At 42.5% G+C, this 16,904-nt stretch carries 12 protein-coding genes; 2 read left to right on the top strand and 10 right to left on the bottom strand.

Annotated elements, in window-relative coordinates:
* Nucleotides 1–2: 2 nt before the first annotated feature.
* From LEP1GSC060_RS04200 to LEP1GSC060_RS04190, 3 genes are read right to left on the bottom strand one after another with little or no spacing between them, the layout of a single operon-like run.
* Nucleotides 3–632 (bottom strand): DUF1318 domain-containing protein, encoded by a 630-nt coding sequence (locus tag LEP1GSC060_RS04200; protein WP_002996749.1) that lies wholly within the window; start codon nt 630–632, stop codon nt 3–5.
* An 11-nt stretch (nt 633–643) separates the two neighbouring features.
* A complete protein-coding gene (locus LEP1GSC060_RS04195) occupies nt 644–3,649 on the bottom strand; it encodes an LIC_11026 family protein (RefSeq protein WP_002996668.1) in 3,006 nt (1,001 codons plus the stop codon).
* 14 nt (nt 3,650–3,663) lie between these two features.
* The gene (locus LEP1GSC060_RS04190; protein ID WP_000695903.1) at nt 3,664–4,005 is read right to left on the bottom strand and encodes an STAS domain-containing protein; all 342 of its coding nucleotides are present in this window, start codon (nt 4,003–4,005) and stop codon (nt 3,664–3,666) included.
* Nucleotides 4,006–4,214: 209 nt separating this feature from the next.
* Here LEP1GSC060_RS04190 and LEP1GSC060_RS04185 point away from each other — a divergent pair, with 209 nt between their 5' ends.
* The gene (locus tag LEP1GSC060_RS04185) at nt 4,215–5,210 is read left to right on the top strand and encodes a glycosyltransferase family 2 protein (RefSeq protein WP_002996527.1); all 996 of its coding nucleotides are present in this window, start codon (nt 4,215–4,217) and stop codon (nt 5,208–5,210) included.
* Nucleotides 5,211–5,340: 130 nt separating this feature from the next.
* Nucleotides 5,341–7,230, top strand: coding sequence for a hypothetical protein (locus tag LEP1GSC060_RS04180; protein WP_002996701.1), 1,890 nt, complete (start codon nt 5,341–5,343; stop codon nt 7,228–7,230).
* A 101-nt stretch (nt 7,231–7,331) separates the two neighbouring features.
* On the opposite strand, the gene LEP1GSC060_RS04175 is transcribed toward LEP1GSC060_RS04180, so the two are convergent.
* The 7 genes from LEP1GSC060_RS04175 to LEP1GSC060_RS04145 form a co-directional block, all read right to left on the bottom strand.
* On the bottom strand, nt 7,332–8,828 hold the full coding sequence (locus tag LEP1GSC060_RS04175; protein ID WP_002996714.1) for an SBBP repeat beta-propeller lipoprotein, LipL53 family: 1,497 nt from the start codon (nt 8,826–8,828) through the stop codon (nt 7,332–7,334).
* Between the two features lie 422 nt (nt 8,829–9,250).
* Nucleotides 9,251–10,051, bottom strand: a complete 801-nt coding sequence (locus LEP1GSC060_RS04170) for a sterol desaturase family protein (RefSeq protein ID WP_002996704.1) — start codon at nt 10,049–10,051, stop codon at nt 9,251–9,253.
* Nucleotides 10,052–10,200: 149 nt separating this feature from the next.
* Nucleotides 10,201–11,181 carry a hypothetical protein gene (locus LEP1GSC060_RS04165; protein ID WP_230458300.1) on the bottom strand — a complete coding sequence of 327 codons (981 nt, stop codon included), beginning with the start codon at nt 11,179–11,181 and terminating at the stop codon, nt 10,201–10,203.
* A 665-nt stretch (nt 11,182–11,846) separates the two neighbouring features.
* Nucleotides 11,847–12,626, bottom strand: coding sequence for a Rossmann-fold NAD(P)-binding domain-containing protein (locus LEP1GSC060_RS04160; RefSeq protein ID WP_002996579.1), 780 nt, complete (start codon nt 12,624–12,626; stop codon nt 11,847–11,849).
* A complete protein-coding gene (gene purB / locus LEP1GSC060_RS04155) occupies nt 12,627–13,928 on the bottom strand; it encodes an adenylosuccinate lyase (RefSeq protein WP_002996532.1) in 1,302 nt (433 codons plus the stop codon).
* A gap of 86 nt (nt 13,929–14,014) precedes the next feature.
* On the bottom strand, nt 14,015–15,082 hold the full coding sequence (locus tag LEP1GSC060_RS04150; RefSeq protein ID WP_002996684.1) for a hypothetical protein: 1,068 nt from the start codon (nt 15,080–15,082) through the stop codon (nt 14,015–14,017).
* 11 nt (nt 15,083–15,093) lie between these two features.
* Nucleotides 15,094–16,902, bottom strand: coding sequence for an extracellular solute-binding protein (locus tag LEP1GSC060_RS04145; protein ID WP_002996518.1), 1,809 nt, complete (start codon nt 16,900–16,902; stop codon nt 15,094–15,096).
* Between the last annotated feature and the right edge of the window lie 2 nt (nt 16,903–16,904).

Below are 16,904 nucleotides of genomic sequence, written 5' to 3'. Positions count from 1 at the left end.
ACCTAGTCCTTACGCGTCCATTTACCGGGCGACTTCTCAAAGTATTCCCCTTTTTCCACGAGACGGTACCAAGTCTGTTCGAGATGAACTTTCAGGTGTTCCGACTTTTCCTTAGAAATCGTTTTCGGATCCGATCCGGAGCCGCCGGAGCGAGCGGAGATCACTTTGTTTCTATGTTCGTTGACAAGGGCGATCAGAGAATCGATTCGAAATTTGACTTCCTTTTTGGAAAGGTCGTTTTTAATTCCGGCCTCCGACGCGGCCGGATTGATTCTGAGTTTACCGTCCAGTCCTTCGGCTAAAAAACCCTCCTCTTTCCAGGTTTTGATTTCCGGAGCCAGATAAGCGAGGGCCCTTAAGGACATTAGAATATCCTTATCTCCTCCTGCGTAATTATCGCCCGAAAAATCCTTCTTCCAAACTTCGGAACCCGCGGAGGAAGTTTTGACCGAAGAGATCAGCCAACCGTCCTTTTCCAGAATTCGATCCTCTCCGATCATCTGTTTTTCGGAAGAAGTCTGCGTCTGGGTAAAAGTGATCAAAGGAGATTTGATGATACAACCCGATAAAAACCAGACCGACACAAAACATAAAGATATTATAATTTTCTGATCAAGAACTTGACGTTTCATTTTGAATCTCCTTACTGATACGTATCGATTTCGGATCTTGCTCTTTTTAAGAAGTTCGCAAGCGGCATTCTCTGTTGCGATATCTGGCTGTTTTCCAAATTGACGATCGTATTTAAGACGGAACGTTTAAACTGAATCACTGCGTATACGAGTCCTTTCGACAATTCCACTTCGATCTTGTCCACGGCGTAACTGTTGTAGATAAAATCCGTAAACACGTTCGAAGGTGTGAAGATATTCACCGCGCTTTTGGCGAAATCCTGGCCGATTTGAAACACACTGAAAAAAAGATTAACGTTCGGAATCGGGTCCGCGAGATTTCTTCCCGAAACGTTCAAGTCCGCCTTGATCTTGCCGTCCGCGATCTTGGATCTGGTTTTGGGAGGAAGGAGTTGTTTTAGATCGATGTCCTTGACTTGAACGACGGCGCTGAACTCCATTTTTTCGGGTTTTCCCTCTCCCACGTTCACGAGAATATCCTTTCCGTAAACAAGACCGTTGAGAGTAAACACTTTCAAATATTCTAATTTTAGAAAGTTCTCCGAATAATCGATTCTCGCCGACAAACCCGGTTGACCGTTTTTCGGTTTAACATAATCGAATGGAATCCCGCTGATGGAGGGATGTGTTCCGACAACCTGTCGGATCGTAAAGTTCGGAGGAGAAATTCTTCCGTAAGTTCGAATGAACTTTTCCTTGTTTCCGTCGATCAGATTTTGAGTGGTTTTGAGGGAAAGGTCGTGAACGAAAGGAAAGTCCGCGTTCAAACCTTCGATTTGATAGAGTTTACAATCCTCGCCGGGACAAAACTCGTTCGTATAACCGAAGTTAGAGTTTTTGGAAACCAAACTTCCGCTCGCGATCGAATTCTTAAGCCGAAACCCGATCGCAAACGATCCTTCGAAACTGATTCCCTTAAAAAGATAAGCCGACTTTTCCGATCCTAAAGAGACACTTCCCTTCAGATCGGGAATCAAATCTCCGAAAACTCCCTCTTCGTTCCGGGAAGCCTTTTTCAAAACTCCGGCGATCGCCATTCTAAACTTGGACTGAAACGCGGTGAGATCGAAATTCGAAAGAGTAATGGAGGAATCCTTTTCGATTTTCAGATTGAGATCCATCCTAAGATCCCTGACCTGAATTCCGGGAAGATCGAATAGAAGTTTACCCGAGACGGATTGAGCGCCTTCGAAAAGGGAATAATCCAATCCTCCGTTTAAGGCGATTTGATTTCCCAGATTGTTTCTGACGGGAACCAAACTTTCGCGGAGGGAAAACGGAAGGGTCGGAGTCAGACGATCCAACTCCGTTCGAACGTTAAGAGAGTTCAGGTTCATCCGAAAACCTTTCGTAAGATACAAGTCCCCGACCGAAGAAATCATAAGGGATTCTTTTCCTTCCGCTCCTTTGGTGGAAAGAGAAAGAGAATCCAAACGGACGAAGTCCGGAACGAAAGGTTTTGAAAATCGAATCCGAGATTTTAAATCGAGATTGACCGGAATCGGAGACGACTTTCCTCTTCCCATCGGAAATCGAAACCCCGCCAACTGAACGGCCCCGTTCACATTCAAAGAATGGAATGTTCCTCCGGCCTTCATCCGCAAACCCAAAACTCCGTTCAGAGTTTTTACGTAATCGGAAAGGTTGAGATTTTGAACCGCAAGATCCAAATCGACTTGGGAACCTCGAAGTACGTTTCCCGTTGCGGCCAATTGAATCCCGTTGTAGGTAACGAGAAATTCCCTGAGTTCCAGATTTTCAAGTAAAGGGATCGGCTTACTCGCATTAGGCGATTCTTGCGTTAAGGGATTGAGAACCGAATCCGCGAGTAATTTCAGTTCCGGAATCTTATGATTTTTTCCGCCGATGGAAATCAAAAGATCTTTTGCCGAAATGTCCGCCGTAACTTTCAAACGGTTTTCCTTTCCGACAATCGTGATCGGAGCCAGACGCAGTTCTCCGTCCAATTTCATCTTTGGAATTCCGGGTATCCCGGATAAAAAATCGGAAAGAGGTTTTAAACGGATCGAAGATTTCCGAATTGCGAACTCCACGTTTCTTTCTTGGGAAGAAACTCCGGTGATTTCTCCCGCGCCCGATAACCAAACGTCCCGGTCGATTTTAAGTTCGAGAGACGAAAGTTTGAGTTTGTCTTCTTTTTCCAGATATCCGATTTCGTATTTGAGTCCGAAACCGAACGGAGCCAACAAACGATTTCGAACCCGGATCGGAATCGAATCCGAACCGATGTCCGCTTTCGAAACCAACATTCCCCTCTGATCTCGAACCAGTTCCAATCCGAGTCGAAACGGTTGGTCCAAAGATTTGGAATCGTCCTCAAAATAAATTCGAACCGTTTTATCCGGATTCATCCGAAAGCGTATAACGTCGATTAGCTGAAGTATCCGAACGTTTAACGGGATTTTTCGAAATCGTACCGTGTCCAATTCGAAAGCGAGATTGAATCCCTCCAGTCCGGCCTTGTAAGAAGAACGTTCCGATTCCGAAACGACGTGTACAAAAATATCCTTAAGTTCGAGATTGAGATACGCGCTGATCGGAAGATACGTGGAAATTTCCTCCAAAGGAGCGGATAACGTTTCCTCCTTTGGCGGAGGCGACGCGGAGGAAGGAAATAATTTTGTCAGATTCCATTCTCCGCCTTTTTGTCTGAGATCGATCCGAAGTCCCACAACCGCAACTCGGGACAACTTGACTCTTCCTAAAAAAACCCAGGGAAGATTGATTGAAAGTTCGAGTTCCTTTACGGAAAGAACCGGACGTTCTTCAAAAGAGGAATCGGATTTTAGGATTACGTTCTCGAAGGAAATTCCGTACAAAAGCGAAAACTTGGTTACGGTAAAACTCGCCGTCCCTCTGAGGAAACCCTGTAAAACCTTGGCTACGACGAATTGCCCCGTATATCGGTTAAAAACGAGTTTATAAATAATGAATAAACTCAGTAGGGAAAAATAAAATCGTTTGTACTTCCGGAAGTGACGTTTGAAAGTTTCCACGACTTCTTAGAGAATCAGTATTCGAAAGATTCCAGAGCCTCTTCCAACGTCTTATAAATTTCAAAGATGCTGGCAAGTTTCGTAATCTCCATCAAATTCTCTATATCGGAATTCAAGTTCGTAAAAACCATTCTTCCTTTTAAGCCGTCGATGTGTTTGTATATATTCAAAAACATACCCAAACCCGCGGAGTTGATAAAGGGAACTTTTTTCAAATCGATGATAAATTTCGGAACGTCACCTTTGGAAATGTACTCTTCGATTTTCTGACCTAACTCGAACTCATTTCCCGCTTTTATCGGCCCTTCAATCTTGATGATGTGGACGTCGTTTTTAGTGGTGACTTTGATTTTCATAACCCTGACTTGGATATTGGATGCAAATATAGTTTAATTTCCTGACAATTTGTAAAGAGAATTTTTCGCAGAGCACTAAAAATGAGGATAAAAAGCCATCCAAGCGCCAGCGGTTCGATTTACAAACGCAACAAACGATCGCTTGTTTGAAACAAGGGAATAAATTCTGGACAAAAAGTCGACTCCTGTGATTCTTACGGGTACATCTTATGGCCGAAAGACCTCCTCTCCTTTCCGTAGTCATCCCAATCTACAACGAAGAAAAAACAATTCCGGAACTTACCAGAAGACTTGGAATTTTACACGATTTATTATCGTCGCAACACGCTTTTAAAAAAGACGATCTGGAAATTCTTTTCGTAAACGACGGTTCGAAAGACGAAAGTTTCTCGGTTCTTAAAAAATTCTGCGCGCAGACGAACGGTTATAAACTCGTCAATCTTTCCAGAAATTACGGACATCAAACCGCGATCACTGCGGGTATCGACACGGCTCTCGGGGACGCGGTGGTCGTGATGGACGGAGATTTGCAAGATCCTCCCGAATTTGTAAACGATCTCTACGGCAAATTACTCGAAGGATACGACGTGGTTTACGCGAAACGTAAAAAAAGATCGGGAGAATCCTGGTTTAAACTTTTTACGGCGCATCTATTTTACAGAATTCTAAAGGAGATCACGAGATTCGACATTCCGATCGACACGGGCGATTTTAGAATCATGAGCCGCAGAGTCACGAACGTCCTCTGTAAGATGAGAGAACAACATCGTTACATTCGAGGTCTCATTTCCTGGATCGGATTCAAACAAACCGGGCTCGAATACGAAAGAGAGGAACGTTTCGAAGGTACGACCAAATTCTCTTTCGGAAAGATGCTCAAATTCGCGTTAGACGGAATCACTTCCTTTTCCTCGGCGCCTCTCAAACTTTCCTCTTATCTCGGTTTTTTTACCGCGTTTTGCGGAGCGATCTACGCGTTATACGTCATTTATCTGAGAATTTTCACTTCCGAAACGATCACAGGCTGGAGTTCCATGATGATCGTGGTTCTCATATTAGGCGGAACCCAGTTGCTCGCCTTGGGTATGATCGGAGAATACTTAAGCCGTGTAAACGACGAATCCAAAAACAGACCCTTGTATGTGATCGAGGACGTTTATTCTTCCGCTTCTCAAAAACGAAAGACGGCCAAGAAAAAATCGTAATCGTTTCCGGTTTTTTATCGTTTTCGATTTTTTACCGTTTCCGGTTTTTACCGTTTTCGATTTTTACCGTTTTCGATTTTTACCGCTTCCGGTTTTTTATCGTTTTCGATTTTTCGCTTTGGAGTTGAACATGAAAAAAAATAATTTTTTGATCCCCGGCCTCCTGCTCTGTTTGTTTGCTTTAGGACTCGCGTTTTACATGGGATTTCGCAACTGGGAAATTTTTATCCGGACCTGCACTCTCAAAGATCTTTTGACCTGGGACGAAAACATTCGGCTCAACGTGGTTTTGGATCAGTACCAGGACTTTCGGGAATTGAGGATCGGGAGGGCTTTTTTTCCGTTTTTGGAATCCCCCACCTGGCCCCCTCTTCGTTCGTTTTTATCCCTGATTCTTTTACTGACGCCGGGGGATATGCCGATCACCGTAAAAGATTCCTTTTTAGGATTGGTTTTTTACGTAGTCTGCTTTCCTTCGATTCTCTACATCGTTTATAAAATCACCGGATCGTTTTTAAAAGCGGGACTTACGTCGATTGTAACTCTGGCCCTGACTCTACATACCACGGAAACCCCTTCTTACAGTCTTTCCTCCATGTTGGAAACGCAGGGTATGTTCTTTCTATTATGGACTTATTATACTCTTTACAAAATCTACGCCCGGACCGAACAAGATCCGTTTCGGTCGTCTTTCGACAAAAAGGAAAAGATCGAATGGTCCGTTTTTCTTTCCCTCTTCGGTTTATTTTTTACGAAATATCCGTACGGACTTTTATTGTTCATCGCGGTTTTCCTGTATGAAATCGTCTCGAAACCGAAAGAATATTCTGAAATTCTAAAGTTCTCTTTGACTCAAAGATACAAAGGGTTCCGAAGAGTTTTCGTCGTTCTCGTTTTGTTACTCGTACTTTCTCTTCCGATTTTAAGAGCCACGACGAACATCAACTTGGATCAAAGACAGTTCAAACTCGTCGTCTACTACTGCGCCGTTTTGTTGTTCATCGACTTCAATCTTTTTCTTTATACCAAAAGGGAAGAATGGAAGCGGATCGCTCCTTCCTCGATACGAGTTATCTATCTCTACGCGATCGGACCGTCCTTGGTTTGGATTTTCGCAAACCCCGACAGGGTGATGAGCCTCATCAACGCTCAGATGATCGTAAACGAATACGTAAAAAGTTTCGTCTTTGCTTTGTTTGTTTCTCCTACTACGACGAGTCCCGTCAGTCACGTTTTTCAAGAACCTTGGATTTTCCGAATTTTCTTTTTCGGAGTTGTCGCTCTGATTTTTTGGTTTTTTAAGGAAAAAATCAAAAAGAACAAGAGTTCCGTTCTTGTTTCCATTTCGCAAACGTTCAGAGATCCGTTAGTCGCGGTTACGAGTATTCTATTTTTGCAATATATCGTCATCGACGCGAGCACGGGCAACAAACAGCTGCGGCATGTGTTTCCTCCTCTGCCGGTTTTGTTTACGATCTTTTCTCTTTGGGTCTTCCGTTTTATGGAAGACGGATCCAAAAATGTCAAAGGGATCGCGTTCGGACTCGGGGCTTTCGTTTTTCTCGGAAGCGGAAGTCTTTATGTGAAAGAAGGCGGGCTTTTAAGGAATAGTTTTGAACAGGTTCAATATTTTTGTTTGAAAGGTTTTCAGACCGATCTGTTTCAACCCGCGAGGGATCTAACGTCTAAGATTTCTCCGGAAGGAAAATACATCGTATTCAACGGGTTTCACGAGGATTTTAATTTCGATAAAAAAGGAAGATTACTCGCTTCCGAAATCGATCTTTTGATGAGAATGAAAACGTTCGCGAAAGGAAAATACCGAAACGATTCCAGGCACAAATGGAAGTCTTGGGATGAATTTTCATCCGCTCTTGTGATCTCTCCCGTTTGCGGTCAAAAGGAATTGATGGATAAGTTTGCGATCCGATCCGCGGCCGTCGGCAAAAATACTTCCCTCAAAAAAGAATACAAACATCCTTCCGGTAATTATTGTCTGAGGGAATATTCAATTCAGTAAGGGCTAGGGGTTAGGGATTAGGACTTTACATACAGCTTTCCTAATCTCTAACCGCTCGCCGCTTGAAACGAGTGTAAACCATCAGCCCCTTGAAAGGCGTTTTAATCCTCCAACTTCAAAACGAATTGATCGATCCCTCCTTGAACGGAAAGTCCGTTCAAGGTGCCACCCGACACCGACCCTACACAGTACAGATTTCCATTCAAATCGGTTCCGATCCCGCTGCCGTAAAGCGACTGGCCCGGAGTAGCTCCGATCTGTCGTATCCATTCCTTATCTCCGAAAGGAGAATGTTTGGAAACGAATACGTCTTTAACACCGACCGAATCGGCTTCTCCCTTTTCAACGTTTTCATTGGTGCTTCCGATCGTAAAAATGTTCCCTTGACGATCCACATCTATCGAATGAATGTACGTTTCCTTTAATTTTCCGTCGCCTTTACCGATCTTGCGGGTCCACTGAAGTTCGCCGTCTTTTTTGAATTTCGCTAAGATTCCTACGTAACGTGTACGTCCTCCGGTATTCGGATCCGCTTCACTATGTCGTCCTCCAACGATAACGTTTCCATTCGAATCCAAGGCGATCGAGTTACCTTCATAATGGTCCGAACGTGTTCCTCCCCGTTGGGCGAAAAATTCATACTCTCCGTTCCCAGTCTTATATTTTAGAACGAAAAGGCTGTAATTGCGCGTATTTCCTTCGGAGCCTGTATATCGATGGTTTTTAAAATCCGCATCTCTTGCGGTGCCGACCATATAAACATTCATCGAATATTGGTCGAGAATGAGTCCGCTCGGAATGATATCGGTCGCCTGAATCGAAAGTTGTTTGAGCCAAACCTGTTCTCCTCTGCGATTAAACCGAATGATGAAGGCGTTACCGGAACTTCTATAACTTCCTCCGAAGGGCGCGTTTGTAGTTCCGGCCACATAGACATCTTCCCAAATATCCACCGCGATTGCAGTGGGTACGACTGAGTTATATACACCGGGAACACCGACTTGTTTTTCCCAGAGCAAATTTCCATCGGAATCAAACTTAAGTACCGACATTTTTTCGTTCCCCTCATTCTCTCCATTTTCAAAAAAACTCATCCTAGCTCCGGTCGCGTATAAATTTCCGTTCCGGTCGACAACAATTCCGCCCGCCTTCAACCTTTCACCCGGAGTCCCGATTTCTTTCGTCCAGATGATCCTTTTCTTAGAATCGTATTTTTTCAAAACTAGATTTCTGGTAAGAAAAAGTTTGTGAGTCCGTTCGTCCCAATAAAGATTTCCGTCAACGTCCGAAATCACATATACAAAACCGCTGTTTGTATCGACCGCCAATTTGGACCGCATGGTCAACACACCGGGGGATTTTCCGTTTAAGACGGTCCATTCCGAAGATTCAACCTCCTCCGATTCTTCCGGAACGGGATTTAAATTTTCATCCAATGAATTTTCATTCGATGAATTTTCATCCGATGAGATTGAATTACTATTGAAGGTAGGCGTAACGTTCCCGTTGAACAAAGCGACAAATAAGTTGTCACTCTTTGATTTGGGCGCACAAGCCTGAAGTAATAGTATTAAGATGGGGATGCAGAAACGAATCATTCTATTTTTCCTAACGTATATTTGAATGATTCGACTCCAAAGATCGAAGATTTTTTGGAAAGAAATTTTAAGAAGAATAGGGCATTTTCCCCTATACGTTAGCTTCGACTATAGGGTTTAGGTTTTAGGACTAAAGCGCGAAATTTCCCCGGAAAATGGAAACTCGCAGAAGATTCATCGGATAAACGCTACAAAAATGGAATTTTTATGGTAAATGAGTATCGGTTCAAAACGTTTTCATTTTGTCCTTATGTAATAGGAACCCCTAAAAATCCGCATTTTTTGAAAATCTACATTATAAAATACTTTAGAAAAGCGTTTTGCGATTATCCAAATATAAAAATGAAAGTTTTTAGAGGTTCTTAACGCAAGAATTCTTCATTGTGTTTCCACACGTATTCCTAAATAATAATATTCTATTTTTATAATGTAAAATCCCCTGCGTTCCGAGTTCTGGAAGCGACCTCTTCGAAAGTTTCCCGGTATTTGTCGTGGTTGGTTCCCATCATTTTATCCCAAAAGTTGAAATAGAGGGAATAGTTGCAATTGAGGGATTTATGATGTATATTGTGGTGTGTGGTCGTATTATGCCAGTTCGTAAACTTGTTTTTTAAAAACCAAGAGGGGAAAAGTTCGTAGGAAAGATGACCCAAAACGTTAAGCGAAGTCATGTAGACTAAGAATACGAATATCGCCGCCGGATGCAGAGGAAGTACAAACGACACGAGAGGAACGATACCGGCTTCGACGATCGCTTCCAAAGGATGAAACGAAAACGCCGCCCAGGGAGAAGGGTTGGTGGATTTATGATGTACGAGATGAAAGTGTTTGAAAAGAAGTTTATGATGCATCATCCGATGTGTCCAATAAAAATACGTATCGTGTAAAAGAATCAGTGTAAACGCGCTAAAGATCAAATAAACAACCCCGAAATCGCCTACATTTTCATAGATCCGATTGTACCCGTTTACGTGCGACCAGGCGATCAACACACCGGACAACGAGAAAATAAGAAAGGTTATCAGGGAATATTTGACTTCGTGAATGATTTTTTCCTTTTCCGGCTTTTTACCCTGAATGAGTTTGTGGGAAAGTTTTTTACCCAAAAAAACCCAAACGACCAAAAACGCGATCCCCGCAAAGAGCAAATAACGTATCAGCAAAATTCCCCAAACGATTCCGAAAAAACCGGAGTAACCGAACTTAGAAAGTATTTCTTGCATTGGACATCCATCCACCCTTGAAATTCCGAATATACAATAACGTTATTTTAACTCTAAATTCCGACCGGGTCTATTTTTTTTTAATCATTTCGACCGATTCTTAAAGTCGTTTTGCGCATTGATTACGCCGAATTCACGTTAAACTTAGTTCACGGTTCAAAATCGATTTTGTACATCTTGTCAAAATTTATTTTGAGAATTTTTTCCGTATCCATTTCGGTCAACGTTAGATTCAGATCGCCGTCTACAAAAACATTATGAATCTCGAATTCTCCGGAATCAAAAATTCGGATTGAATTATAATTTCCAAAATCCTCGAACTTAACGATTCCGATTGAATTTTTACCGCCCGCGTATCCGAATATTTTGTTTTCAGATCTTACCAAAGAAAATAAATAATTACTGTCTCCGTAATACCAGAATTTGAGCTTATCAAATTCTAAACCGTAATTTTTATCGAATATGGATTTTGTTTGGTCGGACAAAATCGGTTCTGATAAACTATTAAAACCGATTTTAAAATACCGCAGACCCTTTAGAGAGGGAGAAATCATATTATAGACTAATAATAATCGATTCTCCTTCGGCAAATAAGTGACGGCCGGGTTCGTCGCGTATCCGTCCTCTCTATAAATACGATCGGAATAACTCTCTTCCAACGAATTCAAATCGATTATTTTCAAATAAAACGAAGTGATCCTTTGATTTCCATCGTTCCGTTCTTCCTGAAACCAAAACAAATATAACAAATTTCTTATAATGACTCCGGAATAATCGTTGATGATCCCGTCCAACTCGTATTTTTTACTTTTTCCTCCGTAAACGATCGATAAAGGAGTTTTATTTTTTTTATCAAATTCAACGTCGTAAAAAGAAATCTCTAACTTCCGTTTTAAATCCGGATTGCCGTAAAAATACGATAAATCCGGAGAAACCGAACCAAATCTAAATCTGTCGAATAGGAGTAGATTTTTTTCCGAATCGATTTTATCGGATTTAGTAACGAACGGATACGTTTCCAAACGGGATTTTTCAAGAACTTTTTGAAACGGAGAATTTAAATCGTTATGGATCGCAATTATAAACGAGCAAACGAGCAAAATGAAAATAAAAGTTAGAATCAAGACCATTTTTTTCGTAAACCTAATTGCGATTTTTTGATTTCGATACAAACGAAAATAAACGTATATGCCAAAAGGTATCCAATAAAAAGAACCCGATAGAATTCCGAAAAAACCCATTTGGAAGGAAAATAGAAACACTTTACCGATCGGGCGAGAATCTGAAAGTGCAAAAAATATAGGAATCAAACTCGATAGAAAAATCGGAAACAGAAGAGAAAAAACAATAAAACAGAATATTAAAAATTTATTTCGTATCTTATCATACGTTTTTTCCAAAATAAACAGAGCGATGAACGAAAAAATCGAAAAGTATAGATGAAAGTGAATCTTAAAAGAAACGTCGAGAGTGGATAAAAAAATGCCGTTAGTCGATAACAGAAATAGAATCGAATTTCCAAATAATAAGTTTAGTATATAAAACTTTATGAATTCTTTATAACTTTTCAAGAGATCTCCGCCTCAATATCGATAGAGTTGTTGAAAAATTCAACGGTCGCAATGAACGAGACCATTTCAATCGTCCATTTCAATGAAACAGAAACAAATGGAGAATTGATTTTTCAACAACATCATTGTTTCCGTCTTATCCGCGCGTCAATCGAAAGAATTGCCGTTGTTTTCCGTCTTATCAGTTTCAAATCAAAATCGGACGGACTATCTAAAAACGCGCGTCAATCGCCGATTCCTTCCAGATTCTCCAACTCGGTCCAAAAGTTTTTGGTTTGTAGATCGGGAAGCAGGGTTCGAATCCGTTCGCTGTCGATAAAACTATCCTCTTTCGGAGATTCCTCGATCTCCGTTTTGGAAATTTTTCCGTGTTCTTCCAAAAAGGAAAATATTTCTTTCCAAGTATGCCACTGATTGTCCGAAAGATTGAGAACGTTCGGGATCGTGTTCCAACCATCCGTTTGAATTTTGCGAATTAAAAAAGAAACCGTTAAACCGACATCGTCCCCGTGAATCAGATTGAGTTGTCTCGAACACTTTTTTACGAGTCCTTTTCTCGCCCAATCGGCGGGATTTCGAAGAGGTCCGTAAATTCCGCAGAGCCTGAGAATTTTTCCTTCTCTCCGCAGCCATTCCTCTTCGACGGCAAAACGATCGTGATCCTCGATTAAAGGCGTGGACTCGACGATGTCGGGAACTCTTTTGTAAATGCTCGTCGTTCCCAGAAGAATTGAATTTTTACCCGAGGAAAACAGAACGTCAAAAAAGGCGATCGGCTCGGAAAGTTTCTGAACGGGAAACGTAACCACGCATAAATCGAAACTTTCCTTCGGATACTTTTGCGCAAATTCGGTTAAAGAAGAAACATTCGAAAAATCGAATATTTCGGTTCCTTCCGTGTTGGTTTTGGCCGAAAACGTTTTGAGTTCGATTTCCGCCTGCGATCTCAACTCATTTGTGATCCGAATTCCGGTATAACCTAAACCGAAAATTCCTATCCGCATCTATTCCAGACCCAATCGTTTGTAAATCAAACCCACTTTTTCCAGATAAGGTTCGATTTTAAAAATGTCGTCCAAATCTTTCCGGCTCAGAACCTGATTGACTCGGTCGTCCTTTTCCAGTCTCGATTTTAGCGTTTCCGATTGGTTCGCCCAGACGGCCATCGCGTGTTCTTGAACGATCAAGTAAGCTTCCTCGCGTGCGATCCTACCCTTTTCGATCAACGCAAGAAGCACCTTTTGCGAAAAGATAAGTCCTCGTGTGACGCCTAACGTTCTTTCGATCGCATCCGGATATACGTGAAGATTTCCGATCACGAACAACATCTTGTCCAAAATGTATTCGAGTGCGATCGTGGAATCCGGAAGTACAACTCTCTCCGCGGAAGAATGGGAAATATCCCTTTCGTGCCAAAGCGCCACGTCTTGCAGACCTACGTTTACGTTCGCTCGAATCACTCTGGAAAGACCGGAAATCCTTTCGCAGATCACGGGATTTCTTTTATGAGGCATAGCCGAAGAACCTTTTTGTCCGGCGGAAAAAGGTTCTTCCACTTCCCTTCCCTCCGTCTTTTGCAAAAGACGGATCTCCGTCGCCATACGATCCAAAGACGAAGCGGTAACACCTAAGACGGAAAGATAAAACGCGTGTCGATCCCTGGAAACGACCTGAGTCGCGATCGGATCCACCGTAAGGCCCATCCTCTCGCAGACATAGGCTTCGATCTCCGGATCGATATTGGAATAAGTTCCGACGGCTCCGGAAAGTTTTCCGACGGCGATTTCGTTTCTCGCGTCGGCCATTCTTTTTCGATTTCGGTTTAATTCTTCAAAAAATAATGCGAACTTGAGTCCGAGGGTCATCGGTTCGGCGTGGATCCCGTGGGAACGCCCGATACAAGGAAGATCCCTGTACAAAATCGCCTTCTTCTTGACGACCGCGATGAGTTCGTCCGTTTTTTTAAGGATCAGATCCATCGCCTGAACCATCTGAACGCAGAGCGCCGTGTCCCCGATGTCCGAGGAAGTCAGACCGTAGTGAACGTGTCTTCCGGCGGGTCCGATGTAGGAATTCATGTTCGTCAAAAACGCGATCACGTCGTGATGAACCTTACTTTCGATTTCCAGGATCTCGTCCACATTGAACTTAGCTTTCGTTTTGATTTCCTGAAAATCTTCCGGAGGAACCTCGCCCCGTTTCATTCGGATTTCGCAGGCGAGTATTTCTATTTCTTTCCAAATTTCAAACTTGTTCTCTAATTCCCAGATTTTGGAAATTTGCGGATTGGAATAACGATCGATCATTTCTAAACGTTCCTTTGATGGATCCATTCTTCCACGCAAGGTCTTTCTGTAAAAAGAAAAACGGGCGGAGTTCCGTCCTAAATCCTTCAGCCCAATTCGAAGGAACGAACGAATTCCCGGATTGTGTTGATATGATCGATTTCGGGAGAGGGATTTTCCTTACTCGGTTCGTAGAGGTGTTCGTCAAACACGTGATAGTCGAAGATCTTCAATGAAAAATCGGGAAACGTGATGATGATATTTTCGGAATGAATGTCGAAGATCAATTTTTCCTCTTCGGCCAAATGTTTGGTCACCTCGATCACACGATGAAAATCCATAGCGATCTTTTTCAACTTGGAACGGCTGATCACTCCGAACTTATGTGTATCGAAGTTCAGTTTCCATTTCGGAAAAAACGCGTCTTGCAAAGGATTCTGACGGATTTTTTCGTTCAATCGAATGAATTCCTTGAGATGTTTTCCGGGAAGAAGATTCTGATTGTCGCAAGGAGTCAGGGTTACGATCGGAATTCCCAACGGAGTCTTCCTGGCCCGGAGTCCCATAAAATACCGAGTGGGCAACACAAGATCCGGAATCAAAGATTTCAATTTCCAATAATGAAGTCTTTCCAAACCCAAACGAGCGAACTTAAAATGAATGTCTTCCTTTGCGGATCTCGTCCAAGTTTTGGATTTTAAGAATTCCATCAGTTGGATCTCTTCCGATTTCAGATAACGTTCCAGATTTTTTTTAACGTGTTTGTACAAGGAACCGAAGATCGGATCGGACGGAAATTTCGACTTTCCTATCTTTACGACCTGATTCCAAGGAAGCGCATACACGAACTTGTAGGAACCTCTTCCGATATATTTTTCGGCGGAAAGAGGCATGAAGTTGTCGAGATACTCGCGTTCGTATCTGTGCGTTATGCGAAACAGATGGGAAACGGGAAATAGTCTTTCGTACGTTTTGCGGACAAATCCGGATTCGCGAAGACGGTAATCCACCGGAAGATCTTCGATCGGAATTTCCGGTTTCGTTTTTTCAGGATCGTAAAACAGTTCCTTATCAAGCCCTTTTTCCAAAAGCTCGATAAAGTTCGGAATCTTAGGAGAACTTAAAAAATCCCGTATAACGCCGCTTAGTTCTCCGAGTCGATTCCGTTTATTCATAATTTTGAATATTACTGAAAGTAAACTTTCTCCGGAACGGAAGGAAGTTTTCCTTTTTTCAAAATCGCGTCGTTTAGTTTCGAAGACCGTTCTTCGTCCAACCACCAAAGAGAGGACGCTTCTTTTTCACTTCCGTATTTTCCGAGAGGATTTTTAGGAAAGTTAAATCGGTTCCAATACATGATTCTTGTCGCGCTCGTATTCCATAAAAGAACGTAAGGAACTTCGGCGGTTAAAATCTTATCGATTTTTTTCAGGATCTCGTTTCGTTTCGGGAGCGAAAACTCCGTTCTTTGTTGTTCGATGAGTTTATCCACTTCCGCGTTCTTAAATCCGGAAAGATTCGGTTGTCCCTTTTCTTCCGCGTATTGGGAATACCACATCGCTTCCGGATCCTTGAACACTCCTACCCCAAAAGCGGCCCAGGTCATATCGAAGTCGTATTTATCTACTCGAGAACTCCATTCGGATAAATCCGTTGGCTCTAGATTGATTATAATTCCTACTCCCTTTGCTTTTTCCTGAATTACTGTCAGATATTTTTCAGCTGTTTTATCCCTTTCCAAAATGTTAAATCTGAATTCTCTCCCGTCCTTTTCCAAAATTCCTTTGGAGTTCGTTTTCCAACCGGCTTGGGCCAGAAGTTCCCTCGCCTTCTTTACGTCGAAATCGATCGGAGGATTCGGATAAGAATTGGCGGGCCAAAGATCCTGATAAAACGCGTTTGTTTGTTCGTACTCGTTATACGCCAACTTTTCGACCAGAAGTTTTCGATCCACGAGATGCGCGAACGCCTTACGAACCTTAACGTCCGAAAAAATTCCCCTTCTCATGTTAAAAACCAAACCTTGAAAACCGATCGGTTTGGAGTTATAAAACTTTTGTTTGAGGATGTAATTCTCGTCGAACTTTTCCCCGACCGCGTCCTTAACCCAAAACGAAGCCGTGTAAGTAGGATAGATATCTATATCACCTTTTTTGAATGCTTGAAACGCGATCGGTTCCTCGTTATAAACCTTGAATAGGATGGTGTCGAAGTTATCCGTACCTTTGTAAAAAGGATACGCGCGCATCCAATAATCTCCCCTTCGGCGCATCTTCACGTAACGACCTTTTTTTGCGGACAACATGGAATACGGTCCGGAGACGACCGGGAAATCAAAATTCTCCTTATCGAAGTTTCTATCTTGGTAGTAATGCGCGGGCAGAATATAAAGAGAACTCGCAATCGTGTTGAAGTTCGTCCAATGAATTTCCTTTTGAGTGAATTCGATTTCTCTTTCGTTCAGAACGACCGGTTTTTCAAAACGAGAAAGATCGATTCGAAAGGATGCGGTGTTGTTATTCTTATCCATCAAGGTTTCGTAAGTAAATAAGACGTCTTTTGCAGTGATCGGTTTTCCGTCGGACCAAACCGCGTTCGAATCGATCTTGAAGGTGAACTTCTTTTTATCCGGGGAAATTTTCCAAGAAGAAGCGAGATGGGGAATCGGTTCCAACGTGATCGGATGATAGTCCAAAAGAGGCTCGAACATGAGACCGAAAATATGAGCCGTAGTGGAAAACTGATCCAAATAGTAGTTTAAGGATTTCGGAAATTGATGACTGTAAATTCGGAACGTCCCGCCTTTTTTTGCGTCGGGAGAAACGATCGGATTGTGCAACCGAAGCGCAACCGGAATCGAATCCGGATTGCCCTTCCACGGAAGGGTTTCCACAACAGCCGCCGCTTCGGATTCTTCCTTGTCCCCGCAATTCGTGAAAACGAAACAGGAAAGGACGAGAAAAATGCAAAAAACGGAATATGATATTTTCTTCAAGT

It is taken from the genome of Leptospira weilii serovar Ranarum str. ICFT (genome assembly GCF_000332415.1).
Lineage (GTDB): Bacteria > Spirochaetota > Leptospiria > Leptospirales > Leptospiraceae > Leptospira > Leptospira weilii_A.
This window is presented reverse-complemented; position numbering and strand designations above follow the sequence as displayed.